The sequence below is a fragment of the Nioella sediminis genome (assembly GCF_001879695.1).
GTDB lineage: Bacteria > Pseudomonadota > Alphaproteobacteria > Rhodobacterales > Rhodobacteraceae > Nioella > Nioella sediminis.
Genome location: NZ_MNBL01000023.1, coordinates 22,925 through 40,184, shown reverse-complemented (window position 1 = coordinate 40,184; position 17,260 = coordinate 22,925). Strand labels below are relative to the sequence as shown.

Sequence of the window (17,260 nt, the reverse complement as noted above, 5' to 3'; positions counted from 1 at the left end):
CGGCGGCCCGCCAGGCCTATGAGGCGGCGCGCCGGGCGGTGATCCGTTGCGGGGCCAATGGCTATGATCTACCCGAGGAAAGCTATGACCACTGGCGGGTGCTGGAGATCACCTTCAACCCCGAGGAGATGCGGCTCAGATGATGCGTCAGGTCCGCCCCCTTCGCGCCCAAGGCGCAAGAACCTGCCGACACGGGCCGGGTTCCGATCTTCTATGTGATCGCTATAATCCGTGCGATATTTCAATGATGACCTTCCGCCCCGAGGAGTTGAGCCATAAATGACTCGTCTGTTTCACGCCCTGCTGGCCTCTTTGCTGGCCGTTGCCGCGCTGAGTGCGCAGCCCGCCACTGCGCAAAGCCCCGGCCCTCTGCGGATCGAGATCACCGAAGGTGTGATCGAGCCCTTGCCCTTCGCCCTGCCGGAATTCATCGCAGGAAACAGCGCAGCCACAGACGCGGCCAGCGATATCACCCGCGTGATTGCCGCTGATCTGGTCGGCACCGGCCTGTTCCGCGAAGTGCCGCGCAGCGCGCATATCTCCTCCGTGACCAGCTTTGACAGCCCGGTACAATGGAGCGACTGGCAAGCCATCAACGCGCAGGCGCTGATCACCGGATCGGTGACGATGGAGGGCGGGCAGCTTGTGGTGCGCTTCCGGCTCTTTGACGTGTTCTCGGAACAGCCGCTCGGCTCGGGCCTGCAATTCGTGGGCAGCCCCGACAGCTGGCGGCGCATGGCCCATACGGTGGCCGATCACGTCTATGAACGGATCACCGGCGAAAGCGGCTATTTCGACAGCCGCGTGGTGTTCGTCGCGCAGGAGGGCCCCAAGAACGCCCGCCTGCGCCGCATCTCGATCATGGATTACGACGGAGCGAATGTGCAGTTCCTGACCGACAGCCGGTCTTTGGTGCTGGCCCCGCGCTTTTCGCCGACCGGGGATCGCATCCTATACACCAGCTACGAAAGCGGCACCCCGCAGGTCTATCTGATGGATCTGGCGACCGTCCGCAGCCGTCCGCTGTCCGAGAACAGCCTGGCCATGACCTTCAGCCCCCGGTTCTCGCCCGACGGGCGCAGCGTTGTCTATTCGGAAGAGCGGGGTGGAAATACCGACATCTACCTGCTGAACCTGTCAACGGGGGACCGCCGCCGCCTGACCGACGCGCCCTCGATCGAGACCGCCCCCAGTTTCTCGCCAGATGGCAGCCAGATCGTCTTTGAAAGCGACCGCTCGGGGTCTCAGCAGCTCTATATCATGTCCGCAAATGGCGGAGACGCCCGCCGTATCAGCCGCAACGAGGGCCGCTATGGCACCCCCGTCTGGTCGCCGCGCGGTGATCTCATCGCGTTCACCAACCAGCAGGATGGGCGCTTTCATATCGGTGTGATGCGCACCGACGGGTCCGAGGAACGTCTGCTTACGTCGTCATTCCTGGACGAAGGCCCCACATGGGCGCCCAATGGCCGGGTGATCATGTTTACCCGCGAAACCGCCGGGGCCGATGGCGCGCCCGCTATTTACTCGGTCGATATTTCGGGCCGCAACCTGCAACGCGTGTCGACCCCCGGCATGGCCTCCGACCCCGCTTGGTCGCCGCAGTTGCAATAACAATTCCAGCGGGCAGGGGGCATGTTCACGAAGGCCCGCCCGTGATACCCTTGCGCCAATGAAAAGCGCGATAACGAGGACGACGCAGGATGAAACTCTTTCTGAAACTGACCCTTCTGGTCGCGGTGCTTGGTCTTACGGCCTGCGGCGATAACCGTTACTTCGGTGACAATCGCATGGGTGGCGGCGCAGGTGCCGGTGCGGGTGCGGCGGGTGATCCCAACTCGGTGGCCTATTTCAACGAAACCGTGGGTGACCGGGTGCTGTTCGAAGTCGATCAATCCACCCTGACCGCCGAAGGCCGCGCGACGCTGGACGATCAGGCCGACTGGCTGCTGCGCAACATGGAATACAACGCACTGATCGAAGGCCATGCCGATGAACAGGGCACGCGTGACTACAACCTCGCCCTTGGCGCGCGCCGGGCCGCTGCCGTGCGCGACTATCTGCTGACCCGTGGCATTACCGAGGCACGTTTGCGGACCATCAGCTACGGCAAGGAACGCCCGCTTGCGATCTGTTCCGAGGAAAGCTGCTACCGCCAGAACCGCCGCGCGGTGACCGTGCTGGAAATCGGAACGGGGGCCTGATCCATGCGGCGCGCGCTGATCTTCGCCCTTGTCCTGGCGCTGCCCACCCCGGCAGCGCTGGCGCAAAGCCGGTCCGAGACGCTGGCCGATATCCGCCAGGAATTGTCGGTCCTCTGGGTCGAGATCCAGCGCCTGCGCACGGAGCTTTCCACCACTGGCGGGGTGACGGGCACTGGCGGGGGCAGTACGCTGGAACGCGTCGACGCAATCGAACGCGAACTGCGCCGCCTGACCAGTGCCACGGAAGATTTGCAGATCCGCGTGGACAGCATCGTGTCCGACGGCACCAATCGCATCGGTGACCTGGAATTCCGCCTGTGCGAGCTGGAGGACGATTGCGATATCGGCTCACTTGGCGACACGCCGACGCTTGGCGGTGGCAGCGCGCCGGTTGCAACGCCAGCCCTGCCGGTGACGAGCGGCTCCAACGGACCGCGCCTTGCCGAAGCCGAGCAAAGCGATTTCGACCGCGCGATGGCGGCCTATGATGAAGGCGATTTCGCGGGGGCCGCGCAGGGGTTCCAGGCCTATACTGACACCTATCCCGGCGGTGCACTCAGCGCCGAGGCGCATTTCTGGCGGGGCGAGGCCGAGGCCGCTCAAGGTGCCTGGAACCGGGCTGCGCGGGCCTATCTGGCCAGCTTCAGCGGTGCGCCGGACGCCCCCCGTGCCCCCGAAAGTCTGTACCGTTTGGGGACAAGTCTCAACGAATTGGGACAGCGCGACGAGGCCTGCCTGACTCTTGGCGAGGTGGAAATCCGTTATCCCTCCTCTCCCATCGTACTGGAGGCGCGCGCCGCCATGACTCGGATCGGCTGCAATTGACGCTTGATGCCCGCTTTGCCGCCGCGATGGAGCGGCTGCTGGCGGGACACCGGCCCGAAAGGCTGGCGGTCGCGGTTTCCGGCGGCGGGGATTCGCTGGCGTTGCTTGGGCTGGCCTGTGACTGGGCCGAGGAAAACCACTGTCGTATCCATGCGCTGACGGTCGATCATGGGCTGCGGCCAGAGGCGGGCGACGAGGCCCTGCTGGTCGCGCGTGAGGCGATGCGCATGGGGGCGCAGTACGACACGCTTTACTGGACCGGGTGGGACGGCAAGGGCAATCTGCAGGCCGCCGCGCGGGATGCGCGCTATGGCCTGATGCGCGCGTTTTGCGCCCGTGAAGGGATCGGTGCGATCCTTCTGGGCCACACACAGGACGATCAGGCGGAAACCGTGCTGATGCGGCTGGCGCGCGGATCGGGGGTGGATGGGCTGTCAGCGATGCCAGAGGGCCGCTTTGGCCGTGATGACATCCTCCGCCCGGTGCTTGGTGAGAGCCGCGCCGACCTGCGCATCTGGCTGACCCGGCAGGGCATGCGCTGGATCGAAGATCCCACCAATGACGACCCCCGCTATGACCGGGTGCGGGCACGACGGCTGCTGACGCAATTGGCCCCCTTTGGAATCGATGCCACCCGCCTTGCCGACACTGCCGCCTCGATTGCGCGGGCGCGGGTTGCTCTGCTGGCGCGGGCGCGGGACGTGGCTGACCGGATCGTGACCGACCGACAGGGGCTGCTGATCTTCGACCGCGGCGGACTGGAGCGGACCGAAGAGGAAACCCGCCTTCGGTTGGTGTCGCACGGGCTGGCCTGCCTGTCGGGGGCCCCCTACAAACCGCGGCTTGCCTCGCTTTCGGCCACGCTCGACCGCGCGCTGGAGGGGCAGGGGGGCACCTTGCAGGGCTGCCGCCTGATTCCGTCGCGGGACGGCCTGATATTGGTGCGTGAATTCAAGGCGGTCGCCGATCTGTCGGCCCCGGCTGACGGTCAAACGCTTTGGGACGGGCGCTGGCGTGTTCTGGCCCCTGATCAACCCGCTGCCACGATCCGTGCCTTGGGGGAGCACGGCCTTGCGCAATGGGACCGTCCCACGGGTCTGCCCCATGCCGCTTTGCTGTCCTGGCCGGGGGTCTGGCAGGGCGATCTTCTGCTTGCCGTACCCGGTTTCTGGAACGACGACGCAATCCGTTGCGAATATGCCGCATCGGCGGGTTTTCACGCCGCGTTAAAATCGCATTGAAGTCAGGGGCTGCATGCCTATTTTAGGCACAGTGTCCGGCGCGGACCTTCCCCGGGCGCCTATGTAAGGAGAATTCTCTTGGGCAATGCGAGAAATATCGCCTTCTGGGTCATCCTGTTTCTGTTGATCCTTGCTCTGTTCAATCTGTTCAGCGGCAACCAGTCTACGGTGAGCGCGCGCAGCGTCGCCTATTCCGACTTCATCGCGCAGGTCGAGAGCGGGTCTGTCAGCAACGTGGTGCTCGATGGCGAAACGATCCAGTTCACCACCGGGCAGGGCACGTTCGAAACGACCCGTCCGTCCGAGGTCGACGTGACCCCGGTGCTGCTGGAAAATGACGTGCGCATCCAGGCACGGCCGCAGGAACAGTCGGGCTTCATGGCCGGTCTGATGATGTGGCTGCCGGTGCTGGTGCTGATCGGCGTGTGGATCTTCTTCATGAACCGCATGCAGGGCGGCGGGCGCGGCGGGGCCATGGGCTTTGGCAAATCCAAGGCCAAGCTGCTGACGGAGAAGCATGGACGCGTGACCTTTGATGACGTGGCAGGCATCGACGAGGCCAAGGAAGAGCTGGAAGAGATCGTCGAGTTCCTGCGCAATCCGCAGAAGTTCAGCCGCCTTGGCGGCAAGATCCCCAAGGGCGCGCTGCTGGTCGGCCCTCCGGGCACCGGTAAGACGCTGCTGGCCCGCGCGATTGCGGGTGAGGCGGGTGTGCCCTTCTTCACCATCTCGGGCTCCGACTTCGTGGAAATGTTCGTGGGTGTGGGTGCAAGCCGTGTCCGTGACATGTTCGAGCAGGCCAAGAAGAACGCGCCCTGTATCGTCTTCATCGACGAGATCGACGCCGTGGGGCGCAGCCGTGGCGTGGGCTATGGCGGCGGCAATGATGAACGCGAACAGACGCTGAACCAGCTGCTGGTGGAAATGGACGGGTTCGAGGCCAATGAAGGCATCATCATCGTCGCGGCCACCAACCGCCCCGACGTGCTGGACCCCGCGCTTCTGCGTCCGGGCCGGTTCGACCGCCAGGTGCAGGTGCCCAATCCCGACATCAAGGGCCGCGAGAAGATCCTCGGCGTTCACGCCCGCAAGGTGCCTCTGGGCCCGGATGTGGACCTGCGCATCATTGCGCGCGGCACGCCGGGTTTCTCGGGTGCTGATCTGGCCAACCTCGTGAACGAGGCGGCGCTGATGGCTGCCCGCGTCGGCCGTCGTTTCGTGACGATGGAGGATTTCGAGAACGCCAAGGACAAGGTGATGATGGGGGCCGAACGCCGGTCCATGGTCATGACCGAGGACGAGAAGAAGCTGACCGCCTATCACGAGGCCGGGCATGCGATTGTCGGCCTCAACGTTCCGCAGCACGATCCGATCCACAAGGCGACGATCATTCCGCGTGGCCGGGCGCTCGGCCTCGTGCTGTCGCTGCCCGAACGCGACCAGCTGTCGGTAAGCTACACCAAATACACCTCCAAGATCGCCATGGCCATGGGCGGGCGCGTCGCGGAAGAGCTGATCTTCGGCCCGGAAAACGTGACCTCCGGCGCGGCATCGGACATCCAGCAGGTGACCCGGATCGCCCGCGCGATGGTGACCCAGTTCGGCTTTGCCGAAGAACTGGGCTATGTCGACTATGCCAATGAACAGCAGTCGCATCTGGGGTCTTACGGCGGTGGCACCAACCATTCGGCGGCGACGCAGAAGGTCATTGACGACAAGGTCAAGGAACTGGTGGACGAAGGCTACCAGACCGCCAAGCGCATCCTGACCGAAAAGGCAGATGATCTGGAACGTCTGGCGCAGGGCCTGTTGGAATACGAAACGCTGACCGGCAACGAGATCACCAAGGTGATCGCGGGTGAGCCGCTCAATCGGGGCGAGGATGACGACGATACCGATACCGGCGGCACAGCCTCGGTCACGGCCATCCCCAAGACCAAACCCAAGGCCAAGCCGTCGGACGATGGCAGCCTGGAGCCTGAGCCGACCACCTGATCGAAACGGATTGCGAAAACCCCGGCCTCAGCGCCGGGGTTCTTCTTTTCCGCGATCTGTCCCTTGCACCTTTCCGGCCCTCGCGTCACATCTGGGCGCGTCAACCGGAAAGGAAATCCCATGCCCGCCTTGCTCCCCGCCTCCTTCACCGCGCGCGTGGTCTGGCTTGGGGCCAATCCCGACCGTGAGGCGGGCCTGCCGTCGCGGTCCTTGGACAGTATGGCGCTCGGATTTGGCGGGTATGAGGAAGAGACCCATGCAGGTCTGACTCGGCCCTCCTGCAGCCGCGTGATCTCCCAGCATCCGAGGGGCACCGAAATCCGCAATGTGCGGCAACTGACGGTGCTCAGCGCCGAGGAGCTTGCTGCAACCGCCGCCGAAATGGGGGTGGACGCGCTCGACCCCGCGCTTGTCGGGGCAAGCCTCGTGATCGAGGGCATCCCCGATTTCACCCATGTGCCGCCGTCGTCGCGCCTGCAGGGGCCCGATGGCGTGACGCTGGTCATCGACATGGAAAACCGCCCCTGTCACCTGCCTGCGAAACCCATCGACGCAGAAGGGCCGGGCCATGGCAAGGCCTTCAAGACAGCGGCACAGGGGCGGCGCGGGGTGACGGCCTGGGTGGAACGGGAAGGCTTGCTAAGCGTGGGAGATGAACTGCGCCTGCATATCCCCGATCAGCCGGTCTGGCCGCATCTGACCAAGGCGCGCGGGCTGGACTAGGCCCGCAGGGTGCGAAAGGCCCAGAGAGCACCCCGGATGGACAGTCTGATCAGCAGGACGGCCAGCCAGAGGAACAGGGCGATCTGAAGCACCGCGAACGCCATGGCCGGGGCGATCTGGTACCAGGGCTGATGGCCGGACAGCATGTTTCCGTTCAGAAGGGCAATAGGAAACATTCGCATCGTGAAGGTGCTCTCGACCCAGAATTCCACGACGCGGCCCAAACCGGTATCCGGGCAATGGGCAGAGAAATGGAACCAGCCGCTCGTCAGCCGGCAGCCATACCAGGAGTCTTCTGAATAGGCCCGGTCAGGAAGGCGGGATCGGATCAGCCCGCCAATGACCATGTAGCCGACAAAGAGAAGGCTTAACCAATCAAGGCCCCGGATGACCTGTCGCCATCTTCGGGGCCTTTGGGGAAATGCCGGATCCTGGTCTTTTGCGTCAATCACGCTCAGGTCCTGCGGAAGGAAACAATGTGGCCCGGCAGAAAGACCGGACGCTGAAAACTCATACCAATGCCAGAACCGTCACGGCAAGGCTGACACCGAAAGCGAAACCTGCGTGGATCAGAACGATGGGTGCGGACATTTGAATTCTCCAGAACGATATGGCGCGTTGTGTATCAATCTGTCGTTTGGCGGCCCGCCCCGGTTCAAAAGTTTTTTCATGCCGCGTATCGGAAACGAGAATTGGCGGATGAAAGCCGGAAAACGTCGGAAACGCCCCTGTCCGGTCGGGGCTTTCTCGCTATGGCTGTGTCCAGATAACTGCCCCCTGCCAACAGGACCGACTCAAAATGGCCTTCAAGACCGATATCGAAATCGCCCGCGAAGCAAAGAAACGCCCGATCCAGGAGATCGGCGACAAGCTTGGCATCCCGTCCGATCACCTGCTGCCCTACGGCCATGACAAGGCCAAGGTCAGCCAGGACTTCATCAACTCCGTTCAGGACCGCCAGAACGGCAAGCTGATCCTCGTGACCGCGATCAACCCGACCCCGGCGGGCGAGGGCAAGACCACCACCACCGTGGGTCTGGGCGACGGGCTCTGCGCCATCGGCAAGAACGCCGCGATCTGCATCCGCGAAGCCTCGCTCGGGCCGAATTTCGGCATGAAGGGCGGCGCGGCTGGCGGCGGTTATGCTCAGGTCGTTCCGATGGAGGAAATGAACCTCCACTTCACCGGCGACTTCCACGCCATCACCGCCGCGCACAACCTGCTGTCGGCGATGATCGACAACCACATCTACTGGGGCAACGAGCTGGAGATTGACGAGCGCCGCGTGTCCTGGCGTCGTGTGCTCGACATGAACGACCGCGCCCTGCGCGATACCGTGACTTCTCTGGGTGGCGTCGCCAACGGCTTCCCGCGTCAGACCGGGTTCGACATCACCGTGGCCTCCGAGGTCATGGCGATCCTCTGCCTCGCCAAGGATCTGGCCGACCTGCAGCGCCGTCTGGGTGACATGATCGTGGCCTACCGCCGCGACCGCAGCCCGATCTATGCGCGCGACATCAAGGCCGATGGCGCCATGACCGTTCTGCTGCGCGACGCGATGCAGCCGAACCTGGTGCAGACGCTGGAAAACAACCCCGCCTTCGTGCATGGCGGTCCGTTCGCCAACATCGCCCATGGCTGTAACTCCGTCACCGCCACCACGACCGCGCTGAAACTGGCCGATTACGTGGTGACCGAAGCGGGCTTTGGCGCCGACCTCGGGGCCGAGAAGTTCATGAACATCAAGTGCCGCAAGGCGGGCCTCGCGCCTTCCGTCGTAGTGGTTGTCGCCACCGTGCGCGCGATGAAGATGAACGGCGGCGTCGCCAAGGCAGATTTGGGCCCGGAAAACGTCGAGGCCGTCAAGAAGGGCTGCCCGAACCTTGGCCGTCACATCGAGAACGTCAAATCCTTCGGCGTCCCGGTCGTCGTGGCGATCAACCACTTCGTGACCGACACCGACGCAGAGGTGCAGGCGGTCAAGGACTACGTGACCGAAATGGGATCGGAGGCGATCCTCTGCCAGCACTGGGCCAAGGGCTCGGAAGGCACCAAGGAGCTGGCCACCCGCGTGGCGGAAATCGCCGACGCCGACATGGCCAACTTCGCGCCGCTCTACAGTGACGACCTCAGCCTCTTCGAGAAGATCGAAACCGTCGCCAAGCGCATCTACCGCGCCGACGAGGTTCTGGCCGATGGCAAGATCCGCAACCAGCTGAAGGAATGGGAAGACCAGGGCTATGGCAACCTGCCGGTCTGCATGGCGAAAACCCAGTACTCCTTCACCACCGACCCGAACCGCCGTGGCGCGCCCACGGGCCATTCGGTTCCGGTGCGCGAAGTGCGCCTATCTGCCGGTGCTGGCTTCGTCGTGGTGATCTGCGGTGAGATCATGACCATGCCGGGCCTGCCGCGCAAACCTGCGGCGGAAACCATCCGCATCAACGAAGAAGGCCTTGTCGAAGGTCTGTTCTGAGGTCCGAACAATGGGGCGGCTTTCGGGCCGCCCCTTTTCCATGCGATTTCCAAGATACGACATGAGGATTTCCCGCATATGCGTGCAGCCCTGATCGACGGCAAATCCATCGCGGCAGACATGCGCGCCCGCGTGGCGGCTGAGGCAGAGGAACTGGCTGCCGCAGGCTGGCAGCCCAAGCTGGTGTCGATTTCCGTGGGCGATACCGCTGCGGCCGAACTCTACGTGCGCAACCAGCAAAGGAGCGCCGAGAGCGCAGGGGTTGAGTTCGAGGCGCGAAACTACCCGGCGGAAACCTCGCTGGAACAGCTGATCGGGATCCTTCAGGGCCTGAACGCCGACCCGCGCGTGAACGGCATCATCATCCAGCGCCCTCTGCCCGACCACATCCCGGTAAAGGTGCTGCAAAAATCCGTGCACCCGCTGAAGGATGTTGAGGGGATGCACCCTGCGTCCATCGGGAACATCGTCTATAACGACCTTGCGCTTGGACCCTGTACCGCCGTTGCCGCCGTGGAAATCCTCAAGACGCTGCCCCTGCCGATGGAGGGGCTGAACGTCACCGTGATCGGCCATTCCGAGATCGTGGGCAAACCGATTGCCTTCCTGCTGATGGGGCTCGGTGCGACCGTGACCGTCTGCCACCACATGACCCGCTCCGTCGCGATGCACAGCCGCGCCGCCGACGCGGTTTTCGTGGCCGTGGGCAAGCCGGGGCTGGTGACGGGCGACATGCTGAAACCCGGCGCGGCGCTGATTGATATCGGGATCAACCGGATCGAAACGGCGGACGGCCCCAAAACCGTGGGCGACGCCGATTTCGACAGCTGCGCCGACGTGGCGGGCTGGATCACGCCGGTGCCCGGCGGGGTCGGGCCGGTGACGGTCGCCACGCTAATGAAGAACGCCGTTCTGGCGACGCGGATGCAGATGGATCACTACCGCGCCGCCTTTGCGAATACGGAGGTCTGAGCGATGACCAATCGCCCCGCGCCGGGATCGGTGCAGTCAATGGCAGAGCTTCGCAGCTGCATCGACGAGATTGACGAGGAACTGCTGGTGCTTTTGGCTGAACGTCAGCGCTACACGGACCGCGCGCCGGAACTGAAGGCGCGCGAGGGCATCGCGGCGGCGGCCCCGTCACGGGTGCGTCAGGTTCTGGACCACGTCCGGGCGCGGGCAGACGCGGCGGGTATGGATGCGGATCTTGCGGAATCCATGTGGCGGATCATGATTGAGACGGTGATCGCCCGCGAAGAGCGGGTCATCGGCAAGGAAGGGAAAGACGGATGAGTGCAACCATTATCGACGGAAAGGCCTTCGCGGCCAAGGTCCGCGCGCAGGTCGCCGAGCATGTGGCCCGGCTGAAGGAAGAACAGGGCATCACCCCCGGCCTTGCCGTGGTGCTGGTGGGCGAGGACCCGGCCAGCCAGGTCTATGTCCGCTCCAAGGGCAAGCAGACCGTCGAGGTCGGCATGAACAGCTACGAGCACAAACTGGAAGCGGACACGTCCGAAGAGGATCTGCTGGCGCTGATCTCTCGGCTGAACAACGATCCGTCCGTGCATGGCATCCTGGTGCAGCTGCCGCTGCCCGGACATCTGAATTCTGACCTTGTTATCAATTCGATAGACCCTGCGAAGGACGTGGACGGGTTCCACATCTCCAACGTGGGCCTGCTCGGCACAGGGCAGAAAAGCATGGTGCCCTGCACGCCCCTGGGCTGCCTGATGATGCTGCGCGATCACCATGGGTCGCTTTCCGGCATGAACGCGGTCGTGGTGGGGCGCTCGAACATCGTGGGCAAGCCGATGGCCCAGCTTTTGCTGGGGGATAGCTGTACCGTGACGATCGCGCATTCGCGCACCAAGGATCTGGCGGCTGTCTGTCAGGGCGCCGATATTCTGGTGGCCGCCGTGGGCCGGCCCGAGATGATCCCCGGTGATTGGGTCAAGCCGGGCGCCACCGTGATCGACGTGGGCATCAACCGAATCCAGCACCCGGAGAACCCGGAGAAAACCAAGCTGGTGGGCGATGTGGACTATGCCAGCTGCGCCGAGGTTGCGGGCGCGATCACGCCGGTGCCGGGGGGCGTGGGGCCGATGACCATCGCCTGCCTGCTGGCCAATACGCTGACCGCCTGCTGCCGGGCGAACGGGCTGGCGGAGCCGGAAGGGCTGACCGCCTGACGGGCCGATATTAGGGGGGTGCCATGCGTACACCCCCTGTACACCCCCCGTACACCACCCGTGTAGACGAAACCTGGATTTCCGAGACTGGCCGGATCGGGCCTGCACCAGTGCCGCTTGCGCGGGGAAGAGGTTTCGAAACCTCTTCACAAGGGCCTTGGAAGGCCCTTCCCCCGCGCGGGGTGAGAGGTGAGTGCTTCGGATCGGTTTGGAGGCCGTCAGCTCTGTCCTCTCTGGCGGTCGGATTGGTGGTGAGGGTGGGATGCCTCCGGCGGAGGTATTTGTCGCCAAGATGAAAGAGAGGGTGCGGGACATGGTTGACGATGTTTTGATTGGGATGTGCGCCCGGGGCGTCTAGGCTGCGGGCGACCCCGCGCAGAACAGGAGCCCGCTCATGGCCAAGCCCCGCAGTTACACCGGCACCGATATCGAGATCAGCTTTGAGATGTCGCGCTGCATTCATGCGCGCAATTGTTTTCTCAGCCTGCCTCAGGTCTTCGACCCGTCCCGGCGGCCCTGGGTGACACCGGATGCGGCCCCGGCGGAAGAAATCGCGGCGATGATCCGCACCTGTCCCTCGGGGGCCCTGACCTTCCGGCGGCTCGATGGGGGCGGCGAGGAGCGGCCCAAGCCCATCAACCGGGTCCGGGTGCAGGAGAACGGGCCGGTGGAGCTGTCGGGCGATCTGCGCATGGGGGAGGAGCGGTTCACCCGAATGACGCTCTGCCGCTGCGGCCAATCCGCCAACAAGCCGTTTTGCGACTATGCCCATGTGAAAGCCGGGTTCACCGCGACTGGAGAGCCCGCGCCGTCGGACAAGGACAGCGAGACGCGGATGGGCGAGGCGCTGGAGGTGCGTCCGGTGCCAAACGGGCCGGTTGGGCTGGTTGGCCCTGTCGAGGTCACCTCCGGCACCGGGGCGCAGATTGCGCGGGCGGAGAAGGTCTTTCTCTGCCGTTGCGGGCAGTCTGCGAACAAGCCTTTCTGTGACGGTAGCCACAAACCGGCGGGGTTTTCCTCGGAAGAGGGCTGAGCCGCCAGTGGCCCGCCGCTAGAGCGTATCGAGCTGCAGGTAGCAGGCCTCCATCCCCTCGGTCATGCCGGTGGCAATCGCCTCGTCCCGTGCCTCGCTGCTGTCGAATGTCATGGTCATGGTCATCAGGGTTCCGCCCGCGTCCGCGGCAAACTCCGTGACGATGTGATTGTCGCTGGTGGTCATCTCCGGCAGATGCATGCGTTCCACATGTTCGATCCGGTGCGGCGGGTCGAGCGCGATAAACTCGCCCGAAACCTCGAAACTGGGCATTTCATCATCCTCACCTTCCCAGACCACCCGGTAGCTGCCGCCGGGGCGGGCGTCATAGGTGCAATCGGCCACCACGTAGCCCATTGCGCCAGACATCCACTGGCGAACAAGGTCGGCTTCGGTATGGGCGCGGAAGACGCGGTCGGGCGGGGCGGCGAAGGCCCGTGTCAGGACAAGCTGCCTGTCGCCCTGAAGTTTCGTTTCAAGTGTCATCCTTGGGGTCCTCTTGAGCCAGAAGGGTGTCGAGGCGGGAATAGTTCGCCTCCATGATCGCCCGGAACTTGTCCAGCCAGGCGTCGAGTTCGGAAAGTCGATGGGGTTTCAGCCGGAACATGCGTTTCGTCCCGGCGCGGCGGGTGTCGATCAGCCCCGCCTCGCGCAGGGTGCGCAAGTGGCGCGATACGGCCGGTTGCGACAGGGCAAAGGGGCGGGCGAGATCGCCGGCGCTGGCCTCTCCCTTGCGCAGCTGATCGACGATCGCGCGGCGGGTGGGGTCGGCGAGGGCCGCAAAGAGGCTGTCCATCGAGCTATTCATAACGGAAGCCATATATAACGATTCGGTTATGTCTTCAAGGGTGGTGTCAGACCGGGACCATTGTTCCCTGAAGCACCGCTACGAGTTTTCTGGTGCCATCAGGGTATTCGGTTTCCACCGTGGCGCGCGTCACCACAAGGCGGCGGCCAGGCTTGATCACCTCGCCGGTTGCAATCAGCCGTGCGCCATCTGCAGGAGCGACAAGGTTGATCTTCATCTCGGCGGTCAGCACCTCGGCCCCTTCGGCCATGGTGGTCAGCGCCGAATAGCCCGCGGCACTGTCACCCAGTGCAAAGGTCAGGCCCGCATGGGCAAAGCCGTGCTGCTGGCTGGCCTCTGGCCGGATCGGGGCAGAGATCACCACACGGCCCGGCGCGATGCTGTCGATGCGGGCATCGAGGCTGGTCATCAACCCCTGTTTGTCGAAGCTGTCGCGGATGCGTTGGTCCATGTTCTGTCCTCCCTGTCCGGCTATCCTGCCGGGGGACAGGGGGGGCGGCAAGCGGGTGCGGAAAGAACGCAGCGTCGTCTAGCGGGGCATGGGCACGGCAAGGGGCGGAGTGGCCAGCAGGATCGCCTGTGCGCCCGGCCCCATCAGGGTGCTGAGCGGCGGCCGGTCCGTGTGCAGCCCGCCAGTATAGGTGCCATAGGCGGGCAGGATCAGGCGGGTGTCGTCGCGTAGGAAACAGGGGCGGGTGAGGCTGCGGGCCTTGAGCGGGATGCGGGCCTTGGGGTGGTAATGGCCGGAGATTTCGCCGGTCGCGTCAGAGGTGGCGATATGGCGGAAGGTGAGGGCGCCTTCCCGGTGCTGTTCAAGGTGGCTGCCGCCAAGATCGACGGGGCCGGCATCGTGATTGCCCTCGATCCAGATCCATCGGCTGCCTGCCATGAGCGTGGTCAGCATGGCGCGGGCCTGATCCTCCAGCGCGCGCATGGCGTCGAGATCGTCGAAACTATCGCCCAGGCAAATGACCGTTTCAGGCTCGGTGGCGCGGATATCGGCATCGAGACGGGTGAGGGTTTCACGTGCCTCATAGGGGGGCAGGATCGGGCCGCCACGCCTTGCCATGCGCTCGGATTTGCCAAGATGCAGGTCAGAGACGCAAAGCAGCCGCCGCGCGGGCCAGTGCAGCGCGCCGGAGGGCAGGGCGGTCAGGGTCTCACCTGCGAAGGAGAAGGGCAATCCGTTCATGGTCTGTTCCATCGCATGGGGCGCGGCGTGGCGCAAGGGGCTAGGCCAGCCCGGCGGCCTGCATCAGCGCCGTGCGTTCGCGTTCGATCAGCACATCTTCGGCGCGGCCTTTGACCGGGACTTTGCCGACCTCCAGGAACATCGGGGCGGCCAGCGGGGTGACGCGGGAAAGGTCCAGATGGTCGATGCGGGGGCCGATGCGGTCGAGCATCTCCTCCACACGGCCGAAATCCACCAACCCGCGCATGGCCTCTTCCCGCGTGATGTCCAGCATCAGGTGATCGGGGTCATATTTGCGCAGCGTGTCATAGAGGATATCGGTGGAAAACGTCGCCTGCCGCCCGGATTTGCGTTTGCCGCCGGGGCTGTTGCGGTCGATGAGGCCCGCCACGATGGCAGAGGTCTTGAAGGTGCGTTTCATCACGGCGTTTTCGGCCAGCCAGCCCTCCAGCGCCTGATGCAGCCCCTCGCGTGACAGTAGCGGTGCAGGATCAGTGACCGGGTCGAGACCCCAGATAAGCGTGGCATAATCGGTGGCGACGAAACCCATGGGATTGAGGCCCTGTTCCTCCATCCGCTGCGTGACCAGAAGGCCAAGGGTCTGCTGCGCGTTCTTGCCCGCGAAGCCGTAAAGACACAGGTGGTGCAGCCCGTCATGGGGGAAGGTCTCGACAAGCAGCCGGTCGCGTTCGGGTAGCCTGGAGACCTCTCGTTGCAGTGCCAGCCAGTCGGCGGTATGCGGGGGTAGGTTGGGCCAGTCGCGCTGCCGGAACATCGCCAGGATGCGGTCGGAAAGCTGGGTGGAGGTGGCGAATTTGGTGCCGGAGAAGACGGCGATCTTTGGCTTCCGGCCCTTGTCGCGGCTGACCTCGACGACCATTTCGCGCAAGCCTTCGTAGCGGACGATATGGCCACCAATCAGGAATGTGTCGCCTTGGGTGAGCGTGGCGGCGAAGGCCTCCTCGACCTCGCCTAGGGGCCTGCCGCCGCGGGTGTGTTTGAGCTGTACCTTCAGCTTGTCGCTGTCGGTGATGGTGCCGATATTCATGCGGATGCGGGCCGCGCCCCTGGGGTCGCGCAGTTGCCACGAGCCGTCCGCGCGCTGCACCAGCCGCTGCCACTGATCATAGGCGCGCAGGGCATAGCCGCCGGTCGCCGCGAAATCGAGGCAGCGGTCGAAAGTGGCGCGGGGCAGGTTGGCATAGGCGCCGACCGTTTTGATTTCTGCGAACAGGGTGTCGGCATCGAAGGGACCGGCGGCAGCGCGGATCAAGATATGCTGGCAGAGCACGTCCAAAGGCCCTGGCCCGCGCGGCTCGCCATCAAGTTCATGTGCCTTCACAGCCTCCAGCGCCGCCACGCATTCCACCACTTCGAACCGGTTGGCGGGCACCAGCAGCGCCTTTGACGGCGCGTTGTAGCGGTGGTTGGCACGGCCGATGCGCTGCACCAATCGCTTGACGTTCTTGGGGGCGCCGACCTGAATGACGAGGTCCACATCGCCCCAGTCGATGCCCAGATCGAGCGTGCCGGTGCAGACGATGGCGCGCAGATCGCCCGCCACCATCGCGGCCTCCACCCGTTCGCGCTGTTCGCGTGCGAGCGCCCCGTGGTGGATGCCGATGGGCAACCCGTCCTCATTGGCAAGCCACAGATTATGAAAGAAAATCTCGGCCTGAGCGCGGGTGTTGTGGAAAATGAGCGTGGTCTTGTGCTGCCGGATCTGGTCCAGCACCGCCGGGATCGCATAGGCCCCACCACCGCCAGACCAGGGGGGGCGTTCCTCGGTTTCCAGCATGGCGATATCTGGATCGGGTCCGGGATCGGCATGAAGGATCGGGCAAGAATCCGGCGCGCGGGCCAGAAGCTGCGCCAGCGCGGGTGGATCCTCGACCGTGGCCGACAGGCCCACGCGGCGCAGGCCGGGGGCGAGGGTTTCCAGACGTGAGAGGGCAAGGAAAAGCTGGTCGCCGCGTTTGCTTTCGGCAAGGGCGTGAATTTCGTCGACAATGACACGCTTGAGGCCGCAGAAGGTGTGGGCCGCATCCTCGTAGGAGGTCAGCAGGGCGAGGCTTTCGGGCGTAGTCAGAAGGATGTGCGGCGGGTCGGCGCGCTGGCGTTTGCGGCGGCTTTGGGGGGTGTCGCCGGTGCGGTCCTCGATGCGGATCGGCAGGCCCATCTCCTCGACCGGGCGGCGCAGGTTGCGCTTGATATCGGCGGCGAGCGCCTTCAGGGGCGAGACATAGAGCGTGTGCAGTCCCTCATGCCCGCCCTCTGCCAGTTCGGCCAGCGTGGGAAGGAACCCGGCCATGGTCTTGCCGCCACCGGTCGGGGCGATGAGCATCAGGGCGGGGTCCCCGGCACGGTCGAACATGGCGCGCTGATGCGGGTGGAGATGCCAGCCCTGCCGGGAAAACCAGTCTTCGATGATCGGGGGCAGGGCTGTCATGCCTCAGAGATAGGGCAAAGAGCCGGGCCGGGAAAGGCGCGCGATGTCCGGCCCGCACCCGCCGTTCGAACGGGGCGCGGGGACGCGTTTTGAAAACGCGTTGAAGGATTTTGCAAAATCCTTCC

Annotated in this window: 17 protein-coding genes and 1 pseudogene; 12 read left to right on the top strand and 6 right to left on the bottom strand. The window is 64.6% G+C overall.

Features of this window, described 5'->3' with window-relative positions; all coding sequences use genetic code 11:
• From BKY26_RS20585 to BKY26_RS02695, 7 genes and pseudogenes are all read left to right on the top strand, one after another.
• Positions 1-143 (top strand): annotated as a pseudogene (locus BKY26_RS20585) (energy transducer TonB); the annotation flags it as partial.
• A gap of 136 nt (positions 144-279) precedes the next feature.
• Complete coding sequence (gene tolB / locus BKY26_RS02720) at positions 280-1,614, top strand: Tol-Pal system beta propeller repeat protein TolB (RefSeq protein ID WP_071688864.1); 1,335 nt, start codon at positions 280-282, stop codon at positions 1,612-1,614.
• Positions 1,615-1,703: 89 nt separating this feature from the next.
• Positions 1,704-2,204: a peptidoglycan-associated lipoprotein Pal gene (gene pal / locus BKY26_RS02715; RefSeq protein ID WP_071688863.1), complete on the top strand. Its 501-nt coding sequence runs from the start codon at positions 1,704-1,706 to the stop codon at positions 2,202-2,204.
• A gap of 3 nt (positions 2,205-2,207) precedes the next feature.
• Positions 2,208-3,029: a tol-pal system protein YbgF gene (gene ybgF, locus BKY26_RS02710; protein ID WP_071688862.1), complete on the top strand. Its 822-nt coding sequence runs from the start codon at positions 2,208-2,210 to the stop codon at positions 3,027-3,029.
• Positions 3,026-4,270, top strand: coding sequence for a tRNA lysidine(34) synthetase TilS (gene tilS, locus BKY26_RS02705; RefSeq protein ID WP_083431292.1), 1,245 nt, complete (start codon positions 3,026-3,028; stop codon positions 4,268-4,270). Before ybgF ends, tilS begins: the two co-directional genes overlap by 4 nt.
• Before the next feature lie 78 nt (positions 4,271-4,348).
• Positions 4,349-6,265, top strand: a complete 1,917-nt coding sequence (gene ftsH / locus BKY26_RS02700) for an ATP-dependent zinc metalloprotease FtsH (protein WP_071688861.1) — start codon at positions 4,349-4,351, stop codon at positions 6,263-6,265.
• Positions 6,266-6,385: 120 nt separating this feature from the next.
• Positions 6,386-6,988, top strand: coding sequence for an MOSC domain-containing protein (locus tag BKY26_RS02695; protein ID WP_071688860.1), 603 nt, complete (start codon positions 6,386-6,388; stop codon positions 6,986-6,988).
• Here BKY26_RS02695 and BKY26_RS02690 read toward each other — a convergent pair.
• On the bottom strand, positions 6,985-7,335 hold the full coding sequence (locus BKY26_RS02690; protein WP_131541750.1) for a hypothetical protein: 351 nt from the start codon (positions 7,333-7,335) through the stop codon (positions 6,985-6,987). The genes BKY26_RS02695 and BKY26_RS02690 overlap by 4 nt on opposite strands.
• 452 nt (positions 7,336-7,787) lie before the next feature.
• Between BKY26_RS02690 and BKY26_RS02685 the strand changes: the two genes are divergently transcribed.
• The 5 genes from BKY26_RS02685 to BKY26_RS02665 all read left to right on the top strand — a co-directional run bounded on the left by BKY26_RS02685 (position 7,788) and on the right by BKY26_RS02665 (position 12,686).
• On the top strand, positions 7,788-9,464 hold the full coding sequence (locus BKY26_RS02685; protein ID WP_071688858.1) for a formate--tetrahydrofolate ligase: 1,677 nt from the start codon (positions 7,788-7,790) through the stop codon (positions 9,462-9,464).
• 78 nt (positions 9,465-9,542) lie between these two features.
• The gene (locus tag BKY26_RS02680; RefSeq protein WP_071688857.1) at positions 9,543-10,436 is read left to right on the top strand and encodes a bifunctional 5,10-methylenetetrahydrofolate dehydrogenase/5,10-methenyltetrahydrofolate cyclohydrolase; all 894 of its coding nucleotides are present in this window, start codon (positions 9,543-9,545) and stop codon (positions 10,434-10,436) included.
• Positions 10,437-10,439: 3 nt separating this feature from the next.
• On the top strand, positions 10,440-10,757 hold the full coding sequence (locus BKY26_RS02675; protein WP_071688856.1) for a chorismate mutase: 318 nt from the start codon (positions 10,440-10,442) through the stop codon (positions 10,755-10,757).
• Entirely contained in the window at positions 10,754-11,653 is a 900-nt protein-coding gene (gene folD, locus BKY26_RS02670) for a bifunctional methylenetetrahydrofolate dehydrogenase/methenyltetrahydrofolate cyclohydrolase FolD (protein WP_071688855.1), read from the top strand. Before BKY26_RS02675 ends, folD begins: the two co-directional genes overlap by 4 nt.
• Before the next feature lie 394 nt (positions 11,654-12,047).
• Positions 12,048-12,686, top strand: coding sequence for a CDGSH iron-sulfur domain-containing protein (locus BKY26_RS02665; protein ID WP_071688854.1), 639 nt, complete (start codon positions 12,048-12,050; stop codon positions 12,684-12,686).
• Positions 12,687-12,704: 18 nt separating this feature from the next.
• Here BKY26_RS02665 and BKY26_RS02660 read toward each other — a convergent pair whose 3' ends face one another.
• From BKY26_RS02660 to BKY26_RS02640, 5 genes are all read right to left on the bottom strand, one after another.
• Positions 12,705-13,172 carry an SRPBCC domain-containing protein gene (locus tag BKY26_RS02660; RefSeq protein ID WP_071688853.1) on the bottom strand — a complete coding sequence of 156 codons (468 nt, stop codon included), beginning with the start codon at positions 13,170-13,172 and terminating at the stop codon, positions 12,705-12,707.
• Entirely contained in the window at positions 13,162-13,506 is a 345-nt protein-coding gene (locus tag BKY26_RS02655; protein WP_071688852.1) for an ArsR/SmtB family transcription factor, read from the bottom strand. Before BKY26_RS02655 ends, BKY26_RS02660 begins: the two co-directional genes overlap by 11 nt.
• A gap of 34 nt (positions 13,507-13,540) precedes the next feature.
• Positions 13,541-13,945 (bottom strand): PaaI family thioesterase, encoded by a 405-nt coding sequence (locus BKY26_RS02650; protein WP_071688851.1) that lies wholly within the window; start codon positions 13,943-13,945, stop codon positions 13,541-13,543.
• Between the two features lie 78 nt (positions 13,946-14,023).
• Positions 14,024-14,686 (bottom strand): ligase-associated DNA damage response endonuclease PdeM, encoded by a 663-nt coding sequence (gene pdeM, locus BKY26_RS02645; protein ID WP_071688868.1) that lies wholly within the window; start codon positions 14,684-14,686, stop codon positions 14,024-14,026.
• Positions 14,687-14,726: 40 nt separating this feature from the next.
• Positions 14,727-17,135, bottom strand: a complete 2,409-nt coding sequence (locus BKY26_RS02640) for a ligase-associated DNA damage response DEXH box helicase (protein ID WP_071688850.1) — start codon at positions 17,133-17,135, stop codon at positions 14,727-14,729.
• Positions 17,136-17,260 lie beyond the last annotated feature (125 nt).

What these genes read in the sequence shown, in the direction of transcription:
- tolB (WP_071688864.1), top strand. Translation starts at nt 280, where the DNA reads ATGACTCGTCTGTTTCACGCCCTGCTGGCCTCTTTGCTGGCCGTTGCC.
- pal (WP_071688863.1), top strand. Translation starts at nt 1,704, where the DNA reads ATGAAACTCTTTCTGAAACTGACCCTTCTGGTCGCGGTGCTTGGTCTT.
- ybgF (WP_071688862.1), top strand. Translation starts at nt 2,208, where the DNA reads ATGCGGCGCGCGCTGATCTTCGCCCTTGTCCTGGCGCTGCCCACCCCG.
- BKY26_RS02695 (WP_071688860.1), top strand. Translation starts at nt 6,386, where the DNA reads ATGCCCGCCTTGCTCCCCGCCTCCTTCACCGCGCGCGTGGTCTGGCTT.
- BKY26_RS02690 (WP_131541750.1), bottom strand. Translation starts at nt 7,335, where the DNA reads ATGGTCATTGGCGGGCTGATCCGATCCCGCCTTCCTGACCGGGCCTAT.
- BKY26_RS02685 (WP_071688858.1), top strand. Translation starts at nt 7,788, where the DNA reads ATGGCCTTCAAGACCGATATCGAAATCGCCCGCGAAGCAAAGAAACGC.
- BKY26_RS02680 (WP_071688857.1), top strand. Translation starts at nt 9,543, where the DNA reads ATGCGTGCAGCCCTGATCGACGGCAAATCCATCGCGGCAGACATGCGC.
- BKY26_RS02675 (WP_071688856.1), top strand. Translation starts at nt 10,440, where the DNA reads ATGACCAATCGCCCCGCGCCGGGATCGGTGCAGTCAATGGCAGAGCTT.
- folD (WP_071688855.1), top strand. Translation starts at nt 10,754, where the DNA reads ATGAGTGCAACCATTATCGACGGAAAGGCCTTCGCGGCCAAGGTCCGC.
- BKY26_RS02665 (WP_071688854.1), top strand. Translation starts at nt 12,048, where the DNA reads ATGGCCAAGCCCCGCAGTTACACCGGCACCGATATCGAGATCAGCTTT.
- BKY26_RS02660 (WP_071688853.1), bottom strand. Translation starts at nt 13,172, where the DNA reads ATGACACTTGAAACGAAACTTCAGGGCGACAGGCAGCTTGTCCTGACA.
- BKY26_RS02655 (WP_071688852.1), bottom strand. Translation starts at nt 13,506, where the DNA reads ATGGCTTCCGTTATGAATAGCTCGATGGACAGCCTCTTTGCGGCCCTC.
- BKY26_RS02650 (WP_071688851.1), bottom strand. Translation starts at nt 13,945, where the DNA reads ATGGACCAACGCATCCGCGACAGCTTCGACAAACAGGGGTTGATGACC.
- pdeM (WP_071688868.1), bottom strand. Translation starts at nt 14,686, where the DNA reads ATGAACGGATTGCCCTTCTCCTTCGCAGGTGAGACCCTGACCGCCCTG.
- BKY26_RS02640 (WP_071688850.1), bottom strand. Translation starts at nt 17,135, where the DNA reads ATGACAGCCCTGCCCCCGATCATCGAAGACTGGTTTTCCCGGCAGGGC.